This is a genomic window from Acidovorax sp. A1169, from assembly GCF_030704685.1.
Classification (GTDB): domain Bacteria; phylum Pseudomonadota; class Gammaproteobacteria; order Burkholderiales; family Burkholderiaceae_C; genus Acidovorax.
In genome coordinates this window covers 221,652-239,678 of record NZ_JAUZDX010000005.1, presented here as the reverse complement: position 1 = coordinate 239,678, position 18,027 = coordinate 221,652, and the positions used below count along the sequence as shown (strand labels likewise).

Below are 18,027 nucleotides of genomic sequence, written 5' to 3'. Positions count from 1 at the left end.
TTTGCACGGAATGAGAGGCTGTACCCATGGTGCGCAGAACCAAAGAGGACGCGATTGCCACGCGCAACGGCCTGATCGATGCGGCGGAGAAAGTGTTCTACGACAAGGGGGTGTCTCGCGCATCCCTGAGCGATATCGCCCTGGCCGCCGGCACGACCCGGGGGGCCATCTATTGGCACTTCAAGGACAAGGTCGATCTCTTCAACGCCATGATGGACCGGGTGACCCTGCCGCTGGAGCAGGGCTATGGCGAGTTCGAGGCCAGTGTCTGCCCCGATCCGCTGCAGCGCCTGCGTGCCGTGATGGCCCTGGTGCTGGAAAGCGTGGCCTCGGACGAGCGCACGCGCCGGGTGTTCGAGATCGCCATGCACAAGGTGGAATATGTGGGCGAGCTGGTGGCGGTGCGCGAGCGCCACCTGGCCGCCAGCGATGGGTTCATCCGCCAGTTGGCCCGCGACTTCGAGCTGGCGGCCCAGGCCCAGCACGCGGCCATGCCTGTATCGCCGATGGGAGCGGCCATAGGGCTGCACGCGCTGTTCGATGGCCTGATCCAGAACTGGATCCTCTCCAACGGTGTGTTCGATCTCGTCGGCATCGGCCGGGTCTGTACCGATGCCTTCATCTCCGGGCTGGGTCTGGTTCTCGGGGCATCTGCGCCACCTCTGGACAAGCCATGAGCGGCACGCCGGGGCGGCTTGTGCCGATGGGGTCCTGCTGCATGCGATAATCCAAAGCTACACGCATGCGGCTGTAGCTCAGTGGATAGAGTATTGGCCTCCGAAGCCAAGGGTCGTGGGTTCGATCCCCGCCAGCCGCACCACCATCTTCCGGAATGAACCTGGATGTACACGCGAGCGTGCTCCCTCCATCTGACCCCAGCGCTGCGGAGCGCACCCATGCTTGCATTGGTGTGGCTTCGCGTCTTCGGTGCCGGGCCGTGTTGGACCCTGTTCGTGCTGATTACCGCCGGGCCATGTGCTTGGCGCAGTGCCGTGCCGCCACTTTCCGTCCATTGCCTTCGCTCCTGACGCCGCCTGCAAAGGCCGCATCATCGTGCTGATGTGGATGGTCGCAGCACAACCCTGGAACAACATCTTCTCCCCCATGTCGCATCTGCTATTCAAATGGGTCCTCCGTGAGGACCGTTACGAGTTTTCCGGCCAGGCCCAGACACCACGGGCCCTGCAGGCCGAGGTGGATGCCGAGATCGTGGCGATCTGGGCTTGGGTGCAGCGCCAGAAGCTGCGGCCAGGGCAGTTTGGCTGGGAGGCCACGCGCCGCACCGCGACCAGCAAGGACGAGGCGCTGACCGTGGCCCACGGTGCCGTCGTGGCCGATGGCGGCACGGTGCTTCATCCGCAGGAGACGCGTGTCGTGGTCACGCTACCCGAGAAAGTGGCGGTGCAGTTCCGCTTCGAGTTCAATGTGGTGGATGACCGCAGATGAGGTAGGCATGCGGCGGTGCGCAGCGCTCGCCGGCCTGCTCGGGCACCGGCGTTATGACGCGACGGTGGCGTTGCGGCCCTGGTCCTTGGCTTGGAGGGTAGCATCCGCGCGTGCCACACCCGAGGTCGCTGGCCGGCTCTGTGGCGCCGGCGGCGAGACGAGAGTGCCGTATGGACCTCGGCGCAGGTGCGGTATTTTTTTAGTGCAGAAAGCCTCAGGCTGGCGCCAGGGCATCCGTGGGTGGCATAGAATCGAAGTCTCGGACAAAAACGCAGGTGCTCTCGCAAGAAGTGCGGCGGAATGTTCGGGATGAAAAGTAGCGTTTGGAATTTTTCGGCAGGCACTTTTGCGAAGTGCAAAAATTCAGTGCTATAATTCGAAATTCTCCGGAGGGGTGCCCGAGTGGCTAAAGGGGGCAGACTGTAAATCTGTTGGCTTACGCCTACACTGGTTCGAATCCAGTCCCCTCCACCAGTAGAAGAAAATGAAAGCAGGTTGCGGCAGGCCCTTTGCGGGGTTGGGGTCGCAGGGCCAGTTGGCAGTGCGGGAGTAGTTCAATGGTAGAACCCTAGCCTTCCAAGCTAATGACGCGGGTTCGATTCCCGTCTCCCGCTCCATTGTTCGGTTTGCTGGTTGGTTGAGAAGTAGAAGTCTTTTGATGCTGCGAAAGCAGTTTCAATTGCCCATGTGGCTCAGTGGTAGAGCACTCCCTTGGTAAGGGAGAGGTCGCGGGTCCGATTCCCGCCATGGGCACCAAAATTCAGGTGCATCCGCTTCAGGTTGTGCCGAAACCTTGTTGTGTAGTTGTAGATTTTTTTCGGAGTCGGAAAAATGGCAAAAGGTAAATTCGAGCGCACGAAGCCTCACGTCAACGTGGGCACGATCGGCCACGTGGACCATGGCAAGACGACCCTGACGGCGGCCATCGCCACGGTGCTGTCTTCCAAGTTCGGCGGCGAAGCCAAGGCATACGACCAGATCGACGCAGCACCTGAAGAAAAGGCCCGCGGCATCACGATCAACACCGCGCACGTGGAATACGAAACGGCCAACCGCCACTACGCCCACGTGGACTGCCCAGGCCACGCCGACTATGTGAAGAACATGATCACCGGCGCTGCCCAGATGGACGGCGCCATTCTGGTGTGCTCGGCCGCCGACGGCCCCATGCCCCAGACCCGTGAGCACATCCTGCTGGCCCGCCAGGTGGGTGTTCCTTACATCATCGTGTTCCTGAACAAGTGCGACATGGTCGACGACGAAGAGCTGCTCGAACTCGTCGAAATGGAAGTGCGCGAACTCCTGGACAAGTACAACTTCCCAGGCGACGACACCCCGATCATTCGCGGTTCCGCCAAGCTCGCCCTGGAAGGCGACAAGGGTGCCCTGGGTGAAGAAGCCATCATGAAGCTGGCCGACGCACTGGACAACTACATCCCCACGCCAGAGCGCGCTGTGGACGGCGCCTTCCTGATGCCCGTGGAAGACGTGTTCTCGATCTCTGGCCGCGGCACCGTGGTGACCGGCCGTATCGAGCGCGGTATCGTCAAGGTCGGCGAAGAAATCGAAATCGTCGGCATCAAGGACACCGTCAAGACCACCTGCACCGGCGTGGAAATGTTCCGCAAGCTGCTGGACCAAGGCCAGGCTGGTGACAACGTTGGCCTGCTGCTGCGCGGCACCAAGCGTGAAGACGTGGAACGCGGCCAAGTGCTGTGCAAGCCCGGCTCGATCAAGCCACACACCCACTTCACGGCTGAAGTGTATGTGCTGAGCAAGGACGAAGGCGGCCGCCACACCCCGTTCTTCAACAACTACCGTCCCCAGTTCTACTTCCGCACGACCGACGTCACCGGCGCCATCGAGCTGCCAGCGGACAAGGAAATGGTCATGCCAGGCGACAACGTGTCGATCACTGTGAAGTTGATCAACCCCATCGCCATGGAAGAAGGTCTGCGCTTCGCCATCCGTGAAGGCGGCCGGACCGTCGGCGCCGGCGTCGTGGCCAAGATCATCGCCTAATAAGGTTATAGGGGTATAGCTCAATTGGCAGAGCGTTGGTCTCCAAAACCAAAGGTTGTAGGTTCGATTCCTACTGCCCCTGCCACTTGAATGTGGCCCCCAACAAGCCCGCCAGACCCTGGCGGGCTTCGGCGTCTTGGGCGACGCCGCGAATCGGAGCAGGAAACAATACACATGGCCACTTCCCAGGTTGAAACCGTCAATACCGGTGCTGACAAAGCCAAGCTCGCTGCTGTGGCTGCGCTGGTCATTGCATCGGTCGCTGGCTTTTACTTGCTGAGCAAGCAGGGTGCGATTGCCCAGTGGGCCGCACTGATCGTCGGACTGATTGCTGCCGCTGCCGTGTTTCTGGTGTCCGAGCCAGGCCGGCAGTTTGTCGCGTTTGCGCGCGAAGCCTGGCGCGAAGTCAAGAAGGTCGTCTGGCCCACCCGCAAGGAGACCTTGCAGATGACGGCCTACGTGTTTGCGTTTGTCGTCATCATGGCGCTTTTCCTGTGGTTCACCGACAAGACCCTCGAATGGCTTCTGTACGACCTCGTTTTGGGCTGGAGGAAGTAACGCCATGACAAGTACCCCTGTGGACACCACCGGAGCCGAGGCTCTGGCACCCGCCGCGCCATCGAATCCCGATCTGCGCTGGTACATCGTTCATGCCTACTCGGGCATGGAAAAAGCGGTCGAGCGCAACATTGTGGAGCGCATCGGCCGTTCGGGCATGGAGACCAAGTTCGGCCGCATCCTCGTTCCCACCGAAGAAGTCGTGGAAATGAAGAACGGCCAGCGCAAGACCACCGAGCGCCGACTGTTCCCGGGCTATGTGTTCGTCGAAATGGTCATGGACGACGATACCTGGCACCTGGTGAAGCACACCAACAAGGTCACGGGCTTCGTGGGCGGTGCCAAGAACCGTCCCGCCCCCATCTCGGAAGACGAAGTGCAGAAGATCGTCAGCCAGATGCAGGAAGGCACCGAGAAGCCCCGCCACAAGGTGGAGTTCATGGTGGGCGAACTGGTGCGCGTCAAGGAAGGCCCGTTCACCGACTTCAATGGCTCGGTGGAAGAAGTCAACTACGAGAAGAGCCGTGTGCGGGTGTCCGTCATGATCTTCGGCCGCTCCACCCCGGTGGAGCTCGAATTCGGCCAGGTCGAAAAGACCTGAGCTTCAAGGTTTGGATGCCGCACCTTTCGGCTCGGTGCGGATGAAAGTGTTGTCGAGTCGTTAACCCCGGGGAGCTCAGGCCGCAAGGCCAAGGCGTTATCACCCGCAAGGAGTAAAGCATGGCGAAAAAAATCGTCGGTTTTATCAAGCTGCAAGTTCCAGCTGGTAAGGCCAATCCATCCCCACCGATCGGCCCAGCACTGGGTCAACGTGGTCTCAACATCATGGAGTTCTGCAAGGCATTCAATGCGCAGACCCAAGGCGTTGAGCCAGGCCTGCCATTGCCCGTGGTCATCACGGCTTTCGCAGACAAGAGCTTCACCTTCATCATCAAGACGCCGCCTGCGACGACACTGATCAAGAAGGCCATCAAGCTCGACAAGGGTTCTGCGAACCCGCTGAAGACCAAGGTCGGCAAGATCACGCGCGAACAGCTCGAAGAGATCGCCAAGACCAAGATGAAGGACATGAACGCCGCCAACGTAGCCGCCGCTGTGCGCACGCTGGCTGGCTCTGCACGCTCGATGGGCGTGACGGTGGAGGGTTTGTAATATGGCCAAGCTGACCAAGAAGCAAAAAGCCCTGCAAGGCAAAGTCGACAGCAACAAGCTGTACGCATTCGCCGATGCAGTCGTGATCGTCAAGGAAGCCGCTACGGCCAAGTTCGACGAATCCATCGATGTGGCCGTTCAACTTGGCATCGATGCCAAGAAGTCCGACCAGGTGGTTCGCGGCGCCGTGGTGCTGCCCAACGGTACCGGCAAGACGACCCGCGTGGCCGTGTTCGCCCAAGGCGCCAAGGCTGAAGAAGCCAAGGCTGCTGGTGCCGACATCGTCGGTATGGACGACCTGGCCGCCATGGTCAAGGCCGGCGACATGCCCTTCGACGTGGTGATCGCTGCCCCTGATGCCATGCGCGTCGTGGGTACGCTGGGCCAGATCCTGGGCCCACGTGGCCTGATGCCCAACCCCAAGGTGGGCACCGTGACGCCTGACGTCGCTACGGCTGTGAAGAACGCCAAGGCGGGTCAAGTGCAGTTCCGCGTCGACAAGGCCGGTATCGTGCACAGCACGATCGGCCGCCGCTCGTTCGACAACGACAAGCTGCAAGGCAACCTGGCTGCACTGATCGAAGCCCTGACCAAGGCCAAGCCTGCAACCAGCAAGGGTGTGTACCTGCGCAAGGTGGCAGTGTCTTCCACGATGGGCCTGGGTGTCCGCGTGGATACGCAGACCATCGCAGCGTAATTGCAAGAAATCTTCGGGCCAGCCTTCACGGGCAGGCCCGATGTGGTGGGCTGGGGCTGCTTCGGTAGCCACAGGCCATCCAAGACCGTTGGTGCGCGATCCCGTCGCGCTTAAAGACACAGAGACGCCAACGCAGATGGCGATCCCGCTGCAGATGGAAAACTTTCCTGAACAGTTGGTCGCTGCAACAAGAGCGTGCACGAGGCAACCGCCGAGTGCGCATTTTAAGGAGTAGACCTTGAGTCTTAATCGCAGTGAGAAAGAAGCGGTCATCAGTGAAGTGACCAGCCTCGCCGCTAAAGCTCAAACGCTTGTGATCGCGGAATACCGTGGCATCACGGTCGCCGACATGACCAAACTGCGTGTTGATGCTCGCAGCAAGGGCGTGACCTTGAGTGTTCTGAAGAACACCCTGGCCCGCCGTGCTGTAGCAGGCAGCGCATTTGACGTGGTGGCTGACCAGATGACCGGCCCGCTGATCTACGGCTTCTCCGAAGACGCTGTGGCCGCCGCCAAGGTGGTGGCCGATTTCGCGAAGACCAACGACAAGTTGGTGATTCGTGGTGGCGCTTTCGGTGGCAAAGCCCTGGATGTCAACGGCGTTAAGCAACTGGCCAACATTCCTTCCAAGGAAGTCCTGTTGGCTCAGATTTGTGGCTTGCTTATGTCCCCCATGTCGCGTACGGCCGTTGTGCTGGGCGCGCTGGCGGCCAAAAAAGGCGAAGGCGCTGCCGAAACGGCCGCCGAACCTGTCGCGGCCTGATGGCCCGATGGATAACCAACAAAATTGTTAGGAAATAAAAATGGCATTCGATAAAGACGCATTTTTGACCGCTCTGGACAGCATGACGGTTCTGGAACTCAATGACCTGGTGAAGGCCATTGAAGAGAAGTTTGGCGTGAGCGCAGCTGCCATGGCAGCTCCTGCTGCCGGCGGCGGCGGCGGCGGTGCTGCAGCAGCTGAAGAGCAAACGGAATTCAACGTGGTCCTGCTCGAAGCCGGCGCCAACAAGGTTTCCGTGATCAAGGCTGTGCGCGAAATCACCGGCCTGGGCCTCAAGGAAGCCAAGGACCTGGTGGACGGCGCTCCAAAGAACGTCAAGGAAGCTATTGCCAAGGCCGACGCCGAAGCAGCAGTCAAGAAGCTGGTGGAAGCCGGTGCCAAGGCTGAACTGAAGTAATTCAGTCCCCTTCAAGGGCTGGAGTGCTCCTCGCGGGCCTCCAGCCTTTGGTGCTTTCAGAGCGCACCCGAAAGCCGCACCAAGAAAGCGGTTTTCGAGTGTCTTCTGACAACCCCGACAGCAGAAGATACCTTGGTTCGGGTGATGTGCAACGCATCGCCGTCCGCCATGGTTGGTAGTGGCCAACCGCCAAGCCCGCAAGGAGGAGAGCCTTTGCGGGTCAGTCGTCGAAGACCCAGGACTCATGTCTTTGCCCGGAGATCTCATGGCCTATTCCTATACCGAACGCAAGCGAATCCGCAAAAGTTTCGGCAGCCGCGACAGCGTGCTGGAAGTTCCTTATCTGCTGCAGATGCAGAAGGACGCATACACCGCCTTCCTGCAGGCTGATAAAGCACCGCAAAAACGCACCATTGAAGGTCTGCAGGCTGCCTTTGACGCTGCCTTCCCCATCGTCTCGCACAACGGTTTTGTGGAGATGAAATTCATCGAGTACAACCTGGCCAAGCCGGCTTTCGACGTGCGCGAGTGCCAGACCCGTGGTCTGACCTTCGCCTCGGCCGTGCGCGCCAAGGTGCAGCTCATCATCTATGACCGCGAGTCCTCGACGTCGCAGTCCAAGGTGGTCAAGGAAGTCAAGGAACAAGAGGTCTACATGGGCGAAGTGCCCCTGATGACCGAAAAGGGCTCCTTCATCATCAACGGCACGGAACGCGTGATCGTCTCGCAGCTGCACCGCTCGCCTGGCGTGTTCTTCGAACACGACAAGGGCAAGACGCACAGCTCGGGCAAGCTGCTGTTCTCCGCGCGCATCATCCCCTACCGCGGCTCCTGGCTGGACTTCGAGTTCGACCCCAAGGACATCCTGTACTTCCGCGTGGACCGTCGCCGCAAGATGCCGGTCACGATCCTGCTCAAGGCCATTGGCCTGAACCCCGAGTCCATCCTCGCGAACTTCTTCGTGAACGACAACTTCCGCATCATGGACAGCGGTGCGCAGATGGAATTCGTGTCCGAGCGCCTGCGCGGCGAAGTGGCGCGTTTCGACATCACCGACAAGTCGGGCAAGGTCGTGGTCGCCAAGGACAAGCGCGTCACCGCACGCCACACCCGTGAACTGGAGCAGTCCGGCACCACGCACATCAGCGTGCCCGAAGACTTCCTGATCGGCCGCGTGGTGGCCCGCAACATCGTCGATACGGACACCGGCGAAATCATCGCCAAGGCCAACGACGAGCTGACCGAAGCGCTGCTCAAGAAGCTGCGCGTGGCCGGCATCCAGGACGTGCAGTGCATCTACACCAATGAACTCGACCAGGGCGCGTACATGTCGCAGACCCTGCGCATCGACGAAACGGTGGACGAGTTCGCTGCCCGCGTGGCCATCTACCGCATGATGCGCCCCGGCGAGCCGCCGACCGAAGACGCCGTGCAGGCCCTGTTCCAGCGCCTGTTCTACAACCCGGACACGTACGACCTGTCGCGCGTGGGCCGCATGAAGTTCAACGCCAAGATCGGCCGCGACGAATCCACCGGCCCCATGGTGCTGTCCAACGAGGACATCCTGGCCGTGGTCAAGATCCTGGTGGACCTGCGCAACGGCAACGGCGAAGTCGATGACATCGATCACCTGGGCAACCGCCGCGTGCGCTGCGTGGGCGAACTGGCCGAAAACCAGTACCGCACCGGCCTGGCACGTATCGAGAAGGCTGTGAAGGAGCGTCTGGGCCAGGCCGAGCAAGAGCCGCTGATGCCCCACGACCTGATCAACAGCAAGCCGATCTCGGCCGCGCTGAAGGAATTCTTCGGTGCCTCGCAGCTGTCGCAGTTCATGGACCAGACCAACCCGCTCGCCGAAATCACGCACAAGCGCCGTGTTTCCGCACTGGGCCCGGGTGGTCTGACCCGCGAACGCGCAGGCTTCGAAGTGCGCGACGTGCACGTAACCCATTACGGCCGCGTCTGCCCTATCGAAACGCCTGAAGGCCCGAACATCGGCCTGATCAACTCGCTGGCCCTGTATGCCCGCCTGAACGAGTACGGTTTCATCGAAACCCCGTACCGTCGCGTGGTGGACGCCAAAGTCACGAACGAGATCGACTACCTGTCGGCCATCGAAGAAGGCAAGTACGTGATCGCGCAGGCCAACGCCCTGCTCGACAAGGACGGCCGCCTGACGGGCGATCTGGTGTCTGCCCGTGAAAAGGGTGAATCCATCCTCTGTGGCGCAGACCGCGTGCAGTACATGGACGTGTCGCCCGCACAGATCGTGTCGGTGGCTGCCTCGCTGGTTCCGTTCCTGGAGCACGACGATGCGAACCGCGCGCTGATGGGCGCCAACATGTCGCGCCAGGCCGTGCCCGTGCTGCGCCCCGAGAAGCCCCTGGTGGGCACGGGCATCGAGCGCGTGGCCGCTGTCGACTCCGGCACCGTGGTCACGGCCACCCGTGGCGGTATCGTGGACTACGTGGATGCCACGCGCATCGTGGTGCGCGTGAACGACGTGGAAGCTGTTGCCGGTGAAGTGGGTGTGGACATCTACAACCTCATCAAGTACCAGCGTTCCAACCAGAACACCAACATCCACCAGCGCCCCATCGTCAAGAAGGGCGATGCACTGGTCAAGGGTGACGTGATTGCCGACGGCGCATCGACGGACTTCGGCGAAATCGCCATCGGCCAGAACATGCTGATCGCCTTCATGCCCTGGAACGGCTACAACTTCGAAGATTCGATCCTGATCTCCGAACGCGTGGTGTCCGAAGACCGCTACACCTCGATCCACATCGAGGAACTGGTGGTCATGGCCCGCGACACGAAGCTCGGTGCGGAAGAAATCACGCGCGACATTCCGAACCTGTCGGAGCAGCAACTGAACCGCCTGGACGAGTCCGGCATCATCTACGTGGGCGCCGAAGTGCAACCCGGCGATACGCTGGTGGGCAAGGTCACGCCCAAGGGCGAGACCACCCTCACGCCTGAAGAGAAGCTCTTGCGCGCCATTTTCGGCGAGAAGGCGTCCGACGTGAAGGACACCTCGCTGCGCGTGGACCAGGGCTCGCAAGGCACCGTGATCGACGTGCAGGTGTTCACCCGCGAAGGCATCCAGCGCGACAAGCGCGCCCAGCAGATCATCGACGATGAACTCAAGCGCTTCCGCCTGGACCTGAACGACCAGCTGCGCATCGTCGAGGCCGACGCCTTCGACCGTATCGAGAAGCTGCTCAATGGCCGCGTGGCCAATGGCGGCCCGCAGAAGCTGGCCAAGGGCACGAAGATCGACAAGGCCTACCTGGCTTCGGTCGAGAAGTTCCACTGGTTTGACATCCGCCCTGCGGAAGACGAAGTCGCCACCCAGCTCGAAAGCATCAAGAACGCCCTGGAGCAGACGCGCCACAGCTTCGACCTGTCTTTCGAGGAAAAGCGCAAGAAGCTCACGCAAGGCGACGAGCTGCCCGCTGGCGTGCTCAAGATGGTCAAGGTCTACCTGGCCGTCAAGCGCCGCCTGCAGCCGGGTGACAAGATGGCCGGCCGCCACGGCAACAAGGGTGTGGTGTCCAAGATCGTTCCGGTCGAAGACATGCCCTACATGGCCGACGGCACCCCTGCCGACATCGTGCTGAACCCGCTGGGCGTGCCTTCGCGGATGAACATCGGGCAGGTGCTCGAAGTCCATCTGGGCTGGGCCGGCAAGGGCATTGGCCAGCGCATCGGCGACATGCTGCAGCAGGAAGCCAAGGCCTCCGAGATGCGTACCTTCCTCGAAGAGGTGTACAACTCCCGCGGCCGCAAGGAAGACCTGTCGCAGCTGACCGACGAAGACGTGCTGGCCATGGCCGGGCATCTGACCGCTGGCGTGCCTTACGCGACCCCTGTGTTCGATGGTGCTTCGGAAGAAGAAATCATGGACATGCTCAAGCTGGCCTACCCCGACGACATCGCCGAGCGCAAGGGCCTGACGCCTACGCGCACGCAGGCCTACCTGCACGATGGCCGCACGGGTGACCGCTTCGAGCGTCCCACCACCATCGGCTACATGCACTACCTGAAGCTGCACCACTTGGTGGACGACAAGATGCATGCCCGTTCCACGGGCCCGTACTCCCTGGTCACGCAGCAGCCGCTGGGCGGCAAGGCCCAGTTCGGTGGCCAGCGTTTCGGGGAAATGGAAGTGTGGGCGCTGGAAGCCTACGGTGCAGCCTACGTCCTGCAGGAAATGCTCACCGTCAAGTCCGACGACGTGGTGGGCCGTACCAAGGTGTACGAGTCCATCGTCAAGGGTGAACACGCGATCGAAGCCGGCATGCCGGAATCGTTCAATGTGCTGGTCAAGGAAATCCGTTCGCTGGGCCTTGATATCGAGCTGGAACGCTCCTAAGCGGAAAAGGAAAGAGTCACTATGAAATCGCTACTCGACCTGTTCAAGCAATTCACGCCGGATGAGCACTTCGATGCCATCCGCATCGGCATGGCTTCGCCCGAAAAGATCCGTTCGTGGTCTTTCGGTGAAGTGAAGAAGCCCGAGACCATCAACTACCGCACGTTCAAGCCCGAGCGCGACGGCCTGTTCTGCGCCAAGATCTTCGGTCCCATCAAGGACTACGAATGCCTGTGCGGCAAGTACAAGCGCCTCAAGCACCGCGGCGTGATCTGCGAGAAGTGCGGCGTTGAAGTCACGCAGACCAAGGTGCGCCGCGAGCGCATGGGCCATATCGACCTGGCCGCGCCCTGCGCGCACATCTGGTTCCTGAAGTCGCTGCCATCGCGCCTGGGCCTGGTGCTCGACATGACGCTGCGCGACATCGAACGCGTGCTGTACTTCGAAGCCTACGTGGTGACCGACCCCGGCATGACCCCGCTGAAGAAGTTCAGCATCATGTCCGAGGACGACTACGACGCCAAGCGCAAGGAATACGGTGACGAGTTCATCGCCAAGATGGGCGCCGAAGGCATCAAGGACCTACTGGAATCCATCGACATCGACCTGTCGATCGAACGCCTGCGCGGCGACCTGACCGGCTCGGAAGTCAAGGTCAAGAAAAACGCCAAGCGCCTGAAGGTGCTCGAAGCGTTCAAGAAGTCGGGCATCAAGCCCGAGTGGATGGTGCTCGAAGTGCTGCCCGTGCTGCCACCGGACCTGCGTCCGCTGGTGCCGCTGGACGGCGGCCGCTTCGCCACGTCCGACCTGAACGACCTGTACCGCCGCGTTATCAACCGCAACAGCCGCCTGCGCCGCCTGCTGGAGTTGAAGGCCCCTGAAATCATCGCCCGCAACGAAAAGCGGATGCTGCAGGAAGCCGTGGATTCGCTGCTGGACAACGGCCGCCGTGGCAAGGCCATGACGGGTGCCAACAAGCGTGCCCTGAAGTCGCTGGCCGACATGATCAAGGGCAAGTCCGGCCGTTTCCGCCAGAACTTGCTGGGCAAGCGCGTGGACTACTCCGGTCGTTCCGTGATCACCGTGGGCCCAACGCTCAAGCTGCACCAGTGCGGTCTGCCCAAGCTGATGGCCCTGGAGCTGTTCAAGCCTTTCATCTTCTCGCGCCTGGAAGCCATGGGCATTGCGACGACGATCAAGGCCGCCAAGAAGGAAGTCGAATCTGGCACGCCGGTGGTGTGGGACATCCTGGAAGAGGTCATCAAGGAACACCCGGTGATGCTCAACCGTGCACCTACGCTGCACCGCCTGGGCATCCAGGCGTTCGAGCCCATCCTGATCGAAGGCAAGGCCATCCAGCTGCACCCCCTCGTCTGCGCGGCCTTCAACGCCGACTTCGACGGTGACCAGATGGCCGTCCACGTCCCGCTGTCGGTGGAAGCGCAGATGGAAGCCCGCACGCTGATGCTGGCCTCCAACAACGTGCTGTTCCCCGCTTCGGGCGAGCCTTCTATCGTTCCTTCGCAGGACGTGGTGCTGGGCCTGTACTACGCCACCCGTGACCGCATCAACGCCAAGGGCGAAGGCCTGATCTTCGCCGACACCGGTGAAGTGCAGCGCGCGTTCGACGCGGGCGAGGTCGAGCTGGCCACGCGCATCAACGTGCGCCTGACCGAGTGGACCAAGAACAAGGACACCGGCGAGTTCGTGCCCGAGGTCAAGATGGTGGAAACCACCACCGGCCGTGCCCTGCTGTCCGAGATCCTGCCCAAGGGCCTGCCGTTCTCGAACATCAACAAGGCCCTGAAGAAGAAGGAAATCTCCAAGCTCATCAACGTTTCCTTCCGCAAGTGCGGTCTCAAGGAAACGGTGGTGTTCGCCGACAAGCTGCTGCAAAACGGTTTCCGCCTGGCCACGCGCGCCGGCATTTCCATCTGCATCGACGACATGCTGGTGCCGCCCCAGAAGGCCGGCATCATCGAGCGCTCGGAGAAGGAAGTCAAAGAGATCGAGCAGCAGTACGTCTCGGGTCTGGTGACCTCTGGCGAGCGCTACAACAAGGTGGTGGACATCTGGGGCAAGGCCGGCGACGAAGTGTCCAAGGTGATGATGGCCCAGCTGTCCAAGCAGAAGGTCATCGACCGCCACGGCAAGGAAGTGGACCAGGAGTCCTTCAACTCCATCTACATGATGGCCGACTCCGGCGCCCGCGGCTCTGCCGCCCAGATCCGCCAGGTGGCCGGCATGCGGGGCCTGATGGCCAAGCCTGACGGCTCGATCATCGAGACGCCCATCACCGCGAACTTCCGCGAAGGCCTGAACGTGCTGGAGTACTTCATCTCCACCCACGGTGCCCGTAAGGGTCTGGCCGACACGGCGCTGAAGACGGCCAACTCCGGCTACCTGACGCGCCGCCTGGTGGACGTGACGCAGGATCTGGTCGTGACCGAAGAGGATTGCGGCACTTCCAATGGGTCGCTGATGCGCGCCATCGTTGAAGGCGGTGAAGTGATCGAATCGCTGCGCGACCGTATCCTGGGCCGTACCGCTGCCGAAGACGTGCTGCACCCCGAGAACCGTTCGGTGCTGGTGCCTGCCGGCGTGATGCTGGAAGAAGACCTCATCGAGGAAATGGAAGCGGCTGGCGTGGACGAGGTGAAGGTGCGCACGGCACTGACCTGCGAAACCCGCTACGGCCTGTGCGCCCGATGCTATGGCCGAGATCTGGGCCGCGGCGGCCTGATCAACCTCGGCGAAGCCGTGGGTGTGATCGCTGCCCAGTCCATCGGTGAACCCGGCACGCAGCTGACCATGCGCACGTTCCACATCGGTGGTGCCGCATCGCGTGCTGCCATCGCTTCGAGCGTGGAAGCCAAGTCCAACGGCGTGATCGGCTTCAACGCCACGATGCGCTACGTGAGCAACACCAAGGGCGAGCTGGTGGTGATTGCGCGTTCGGGTGAGATCATCATCCATGACGAGCATGGCCGCGAGCGCGAGCGCCACAAGGTGCCGTACGGCGCCCTGCTGACGGTGAAGGCCGACCAGACCGTCAAGGCCGGCACCATCCTGGCCAACTGGGATCCGCTGACCCGCCCGATCATTACCGAGTTCGCCGGCCAGGTGAAGTTCGAGAACGTCGAAGAAGGCCTCACGGTTGCCAAGCAGCTCGACGAAGTGACCGGTCTGTCCACCCTGGTGGTGATCGATCCCAAGCGCCGTGGCGCCGCCAAGGTCGTGCGTCCGCAGGTCAAGCTGATCGATGCGCAGAACAACGAAGTGAAGATCCCTGGCACCGACCACTCGGTGACCATCGGCTTCCAGATCGGTTCGCTCATCCAGGTGCGTGACGGCCAGGACGTGGGCCCCGGCGAAGTGCTGGCGCGTATTCCGGTCGAAGGCCAGAAGACCCGCGACATCACCGGCGGTCTGCCCCGCGTGGCCGAGCTGTTCGAAGCCCGCACGCCGAAGGACAAGGGCACGCTGGCCGAGATGACCGGCACCGTGTCGTTCGGCAAGGAAACCAAGGGCAAGGTCCGCCTGCAGATCACCGATCCCGAAGGCCACGTGTTCGAAGAACTCGTGCCCAAGGAAAAGAACATCCTGGTGCACGAAGGCCAGGTGGTGAACAAGGGCGAGTCCATCGTCGACGGTCCGGCCGACCCGCAGGACATCCTGCGCCTGCTGGGCATCGAAGAGCTGTCGCGCTACATCGTCGATGAAGTGCAGGACGTGTACCGCTTGCAGGGTGTGAAGATCAACGACAAGCACATCGAGGTGATCGTTCGCCAGATGCTGCGCCGCGTCGTGGTCGAGAACACCGGCGAGTCGAACTACATCGGTGGCGAGCAGGTCGAGCGTTCCGAGATCCTGAACACCAACGATGCACTGCAGTCCGAAGGCAAGATCCCTGCGACCTACAGCAACCTGCTGCTCGGTATCACCAAGGCATCGCTGTCCACCGACTCGTTCATCTCGGCGGCTTCCTTCCAGGAAACCACCCGCGTGCTCACCGAGGCTGCCATCATGGGCAAGCGCGACGAGCTGCGTGGCCTGAAGGAAAACGTGATCGTGGGTCGCCTGATCCCTGCCGGTACCGGCATGGCCTACCACCAGGCACGCAAGGCCAAGGACGCCATGGACGACGCCGAGCGCCGCGCCATCGCCGAAGCCGAAGCCGCTGAAATGGCTGCGTCCTCGTCGTCGGACGATGCCACGGAAGTCGAAGGCAGCAGCACCACCACTGCCACGGACGCTTCCGCAGACTGATAGCCAGGCGGCACCGGACAAGGACCCAGCGATGCAATGCGCGGCGCACGGGGTCCTGGTTCGGCGCAACCCCGGGCCTTGATGCGCTCCCGCCCTGTCCCTGGACAGGTCGGGAGCGTTTTTACTGGAGCGGTCGAGCGCTCCGATTTTTCCCTGTTCCCTCTTTCTCGGCCGCGGGCTGCGCTTGCAGCGCACGCCCCAGGCCATGCGTATGTGGTCATCGCCTCTTTTCTGGATTCTTGTCGCCATCATGCTGTTCTGGGCCCTGGGGGCCTACAACCGGCTGACGCGGTTGCGCTCCTCCGTGGTCCAGGCCTTTGGTGCCGTGGATGCCCACCTGGTGCGCCTGATTGCGCTGCTGGGCGAGTTCGACGCGGTCCAGGGCCACAGCGTGGGCCCCGGCATGCCCAGCGGCAGCACGGACACCGGGCCGCCGGTGCAGCGCCCGGTGTTCGACCCGGCCAAGATCGCCGCCCTGCGCGGCGCCACCACGCAGATGGGGGCGTCGCTGGCCGTGGCACGCTCGCAGCCCCTGCAGCGCGATGCGCTGGCCGCGCTCACCGCAGCGCGCAGCGTGCTCGATGCCACCTGGCGCACCGTGGTCACCGAGGCCGATGGCCCGGGAGCCCGGGAGATGCTGGCGCCCTGGGCCATCCGCTGGGAAGAGCACCACGCGCAGATCGATCTGGCCGTGCAGGTGATCAACCATGCCGCCGGGCAGCACGACGCCGCCATTCACCAGTTTCCCGCCCGTGTGCTCGCCTGGATCTTCGGCTTCAAGGCCACCAAGGGGCTGTGATCAACGCGCCCCGGCCCCCTTTCTTTTGACCGCCAGCGCACCTGTGCGCCGGCACCACGAGGCACCCACCATGCATCCAGCCCCCTCCCACCCTGCCGCGCCCGAAGGGCGGCGCCCTGATCGCAACCCCGCGCAAGCCGGTGCCGGCCGCGGAGGCGATGCGCAGCAGCTGGCACTGTGGCAGCAGCTCATCGCCGTGGCCGGCGTGCTCCAGTCCATCCGCGATGGTGTCTCGGGCACGGCCGCGCTGGACGCGGTCAGCACCACGCTGCGCCCCGGCGTGCAAGCCCTGCTGTTCCAGGTGCTGCGCAACCTGGGGCGTGCCGAGGCGCTGCGGCGCCAACTGGCCAAGCGGCCGCCGCCGCCCGATGCGGACGCGCTGCTGTGCACCGCGCTGGCACTGTGCTGGCGCGCCGACGAGGCGCCTTATGAACCCTTCACCCTGGTCAACCAGGCGGTGGAAGCGGCCAAGCGGCACCCGGCCACGCATGCGCAGGCATCCTTCATCAACGCCTGCCTGCGGCGCTTTCTGCGCGAAAGCGATGCGCTGGTAGGGGCTACCGATGCCGACCCCGTGGCCCGCTGGAACCACCCGCTGTGGTGGATCAAGCGCCTGCAGAAGGACCATCCCCAGCAGTGGGAGCAGATCCTGCACGCCAACAACACCCACGCCCCGATGGCGCTGCGTGTGAACCGCCTGCAGGGCAGCCAGGCGCAGTACCAGCAGGAGCTGGCCGCCATGGGGGCCGATGCCGATCCGATTGGCACCGAGGGCCTGGTCCTGCATCGGCCGCTGCCGGTGCAGGCGCTGCCCGGTTTTGCGGCTGGCCGGGTGTCGGTACAGGACACCGCCGCCCAGCAAGCCGCCCCGCTGCTGCTGCAGGGCATGGACCGCACGCGCAGCCTGCGTGTGCTGGACGCCTGCGCCGCCCCCGGCGGCAAAACCGCCCACCTGCTGGAGATGGCTGGCGAGGGCGAGCCCCTGCAGGTGACTGCGCTGGAAATCGACGCCACGCGCGCTGAACGCATCCACCAGACCCTCGCGCGCCTGGGCCTGGCGGCACAGGTGCTGGTGGCCGACGCCGCCCAGCCCGAAGCATGGTGGCCGGCGGCCAATGGCGGGGCGCTGTTCGACGCCATCCTGCTCGACGCACCGTGCACCGCCTCGGGCATCGTGCGCCGCCACCCAGACGTGCGTTGGCTGCGCCGCGAGACGGACATTGCCCAGCTCGCGGCCCTGCAAAAGCGGTTGCTGGCCAGCCTGTGGCCCCTGGTCGCCCCCGGTGGGCGGCTGCTGTACTGCACCTGCTCCGTCTTTCGTGCCGAAGGTGATGCGCAGGTGCAAACGTTTCTTGCACACAACACAGATGCACATTTGCTCCCCTCGCCCGGGCATTTAATCCCTCGCGCAGCGGACAAGCAGGGGGCTGTCCCGGACAATCGATTCGGTGATCACGACGGATTTTTTTACGCACTGTTGCAAAAATCGACCGACTGAGCGCCTTGCGGCTCGTTGGCTCTGGAT

13 protein-coding genes and 5 tRNA genes are annotated in these 18,027 nt (G+C 62.7%); all 18 read left to right on the top strand.

Annotation, left to right across the window (positions count from 1 at the left end; translation table 11 throughout):
• Positions 1-26 precede the first annotated feature (26 nt).
• Entirely contained in the window at positions 27-677 is a 651-nt protein-coding gene (locus tag QYL93_RS11255; RefSeq protein WP_305743721.1) for a TetR family transcriptional regulator, read from the top strand.
• Between the two features lie 67 nt (positions 678-744).
• Positions 745-820: transfer RNA gene (locus QYL93_RS11250), tRNA-Arg, on the top strand.
• A gap of 284 nt (positions 821-1,104) precedes the next feature.
• Positions 1,105-1,446: a hypothetical protein gene (locus QYL93_RS11245; protein ID WP_305743720.1), complete on the top strand. Its 342-nt coding sequence runs from the start codon at positions 1,105-1,107 to the stop codon at positions 1,444-1,446.
• A 388-nt stretch (positions 1,447-1,834) separates the two neighbouring features.
• Positions 1,835-1,920, top strand: a tRNA-Tyr gene (locus QYL93_RS11240).
• A 69-nt stretch (positions 1,921-1,989) separates the two neighbouring features.
• Positions 1,990-2,063 (top strand) — tRNA-Gly (locus QYL93_RS11235).
• A gap of 64 nt (positions 2,064-2,127) precedes the next feature.
• Positions 2,128-2,202: transfer RNA gene (locus QYL93_RS11230), tRNA-Thr, on the top strand.
• Between the two features lie 75 nt (positions 2,203-2,277).
• On the top strand, positions 2,278-3,468 hold the full coding sequence (gene tuf / locus QYL93_RS11225; RefSeq protein ID WP_179682390.1) for an elongation factor Tu: 1,191 nt from the start codon (positions 2,278-2,280) through the stop codon (positions 3,466-3,468).
• Positions 3,469-3,477: 9 nt separating this feature from the next.
• Positions 3,478-3,553 (top strand) — tRNA-Trp (locus tag QYL93_RS11220).
• Between the two features lie 89 nt (positions 3,554-3,642).
• Positions 3,643-4,026, top strand: a complete 384-nt coding sequence (gene secE / locus QYL93_RS11215) for a preprotein translocase subunit SecE (protein ID WP_305743719.1) — start codon at positions 3,643-3,645, stop codon at positions 4,024-4,026.
• Between the two features lie 4 nt (positions 4,027-4,030).
• Positions 4,031-4,627, top strand: a complete 597-nt coding sequence (gene nusG, locus QYL93_RS11210; protein ID WP_179682389.1) for a transcription termination/antitermination protein NusG — start codon at positions 4,031-4,033, stop codon at positions 4,625-4,627.
• Between the two features lie 119 nt (positions 4,628-4,746).
• Entirely contained in the window at positions 4,747-5,178 is a 432-nt protein-coding gene (rplK, locus tag QYL93_RS11205; protein WP_057199791.1) for a 50S ribosomal protein L11, read from the top strand.
• 1 nt (position 5,179) lies between these two features.
• Positions 5,180-5,875, top strand: coding sequence for a 50S ribosomal protein L1 (gene rplA, locus QYL93_RS11200; protein WP_057199792.1), 696 nt, complete (start codon positions 5,180-5,182; stop codon positions 5,873-5,875).
• A gap of 238 nt (positions 5,876-6,113) precedes the next feature.
• Positions 6,114-6,638 carry a 50S ribosomal protein L10 gene (rplJ, locus tag QYL93_RS11195; protein WP_056165010.1) on the top strand — a complete coding sequence of 175 codons (525 nt, stop codon included), beginning with the start codon at positions 6,114-6,116 and terminating at the stop codon, positions 6,636-6,638.
• A 40-nt stretch (positions 6,639-6,678) separates the two neighbouring features.
• Positions 6,679-7,056: a 50S ribosomal protein L7/L12 gene (gene rplL, locus QYL93_RS11190; protein ID WP_057199794.1), complete on the top strand. Its 378-nt coding sequence runs from the start codon at positions 6,679-6,681 to the stop codon at positions 7,054-7,056.
• Between the two features lie 265 nt (positions 7,057-7,321).
• The gene (rpoB, locus tag QYL93_RS11185; RefSeq protein WP_179682388.1) at positions 7,322-11,434 is read left to right on the top strand and encodes a DNA-directed RNA polymerase subunit beta; all 4,113 of its coding nucleotides are present in this window, start codon (positions 7,322-7,324) and stop codon (positions 11,432-11,434) included.
• 21 nt (positions 11,435-11,455) lie between these two features.
• Complete coding sequence (rpoC, locus tag QYL93_RS11180) at positions 11,456-15,703, top strand: DNA-directed RNA polymerase subunit beta' (RefSeq protein WP_305743718.1); 4,248 nt, start codon at positions 11,456-11,458, stop codon at positions 15,701-15,703.
• A 250-nt stretch (positions 15,704-15,953) separates the two neighbouring features.
• On the top strand, positions 15,954-16,502 hold the full coding sequence (locus QYL93_RS11175) for a LemA family protein (protein WP_305743717.1): 549 nt from the start codon (positions 15,954-15,956) through the stop codon (positions 16,500-16,502).
• Positions 16,503-16,572: 70 nt separating this feature from the next.
• Positions 16,573-18,000 carry a 16S rRNA (cytosine(967)-C(5))-methyltransferase RsmB gene (gene rsmB, locus QYL93_RS11170; protein ID WP_305743716.1) on the top strand — a complete coding sequence of 476 codons (1,428 nt, stop codon included), beginning with the start codon at positions 16,573-16,575 and terminating at the stop codon, positions 17,998-18,000.
• Positions 18,001-18,027: the final 27 nt, after the last annotated feature.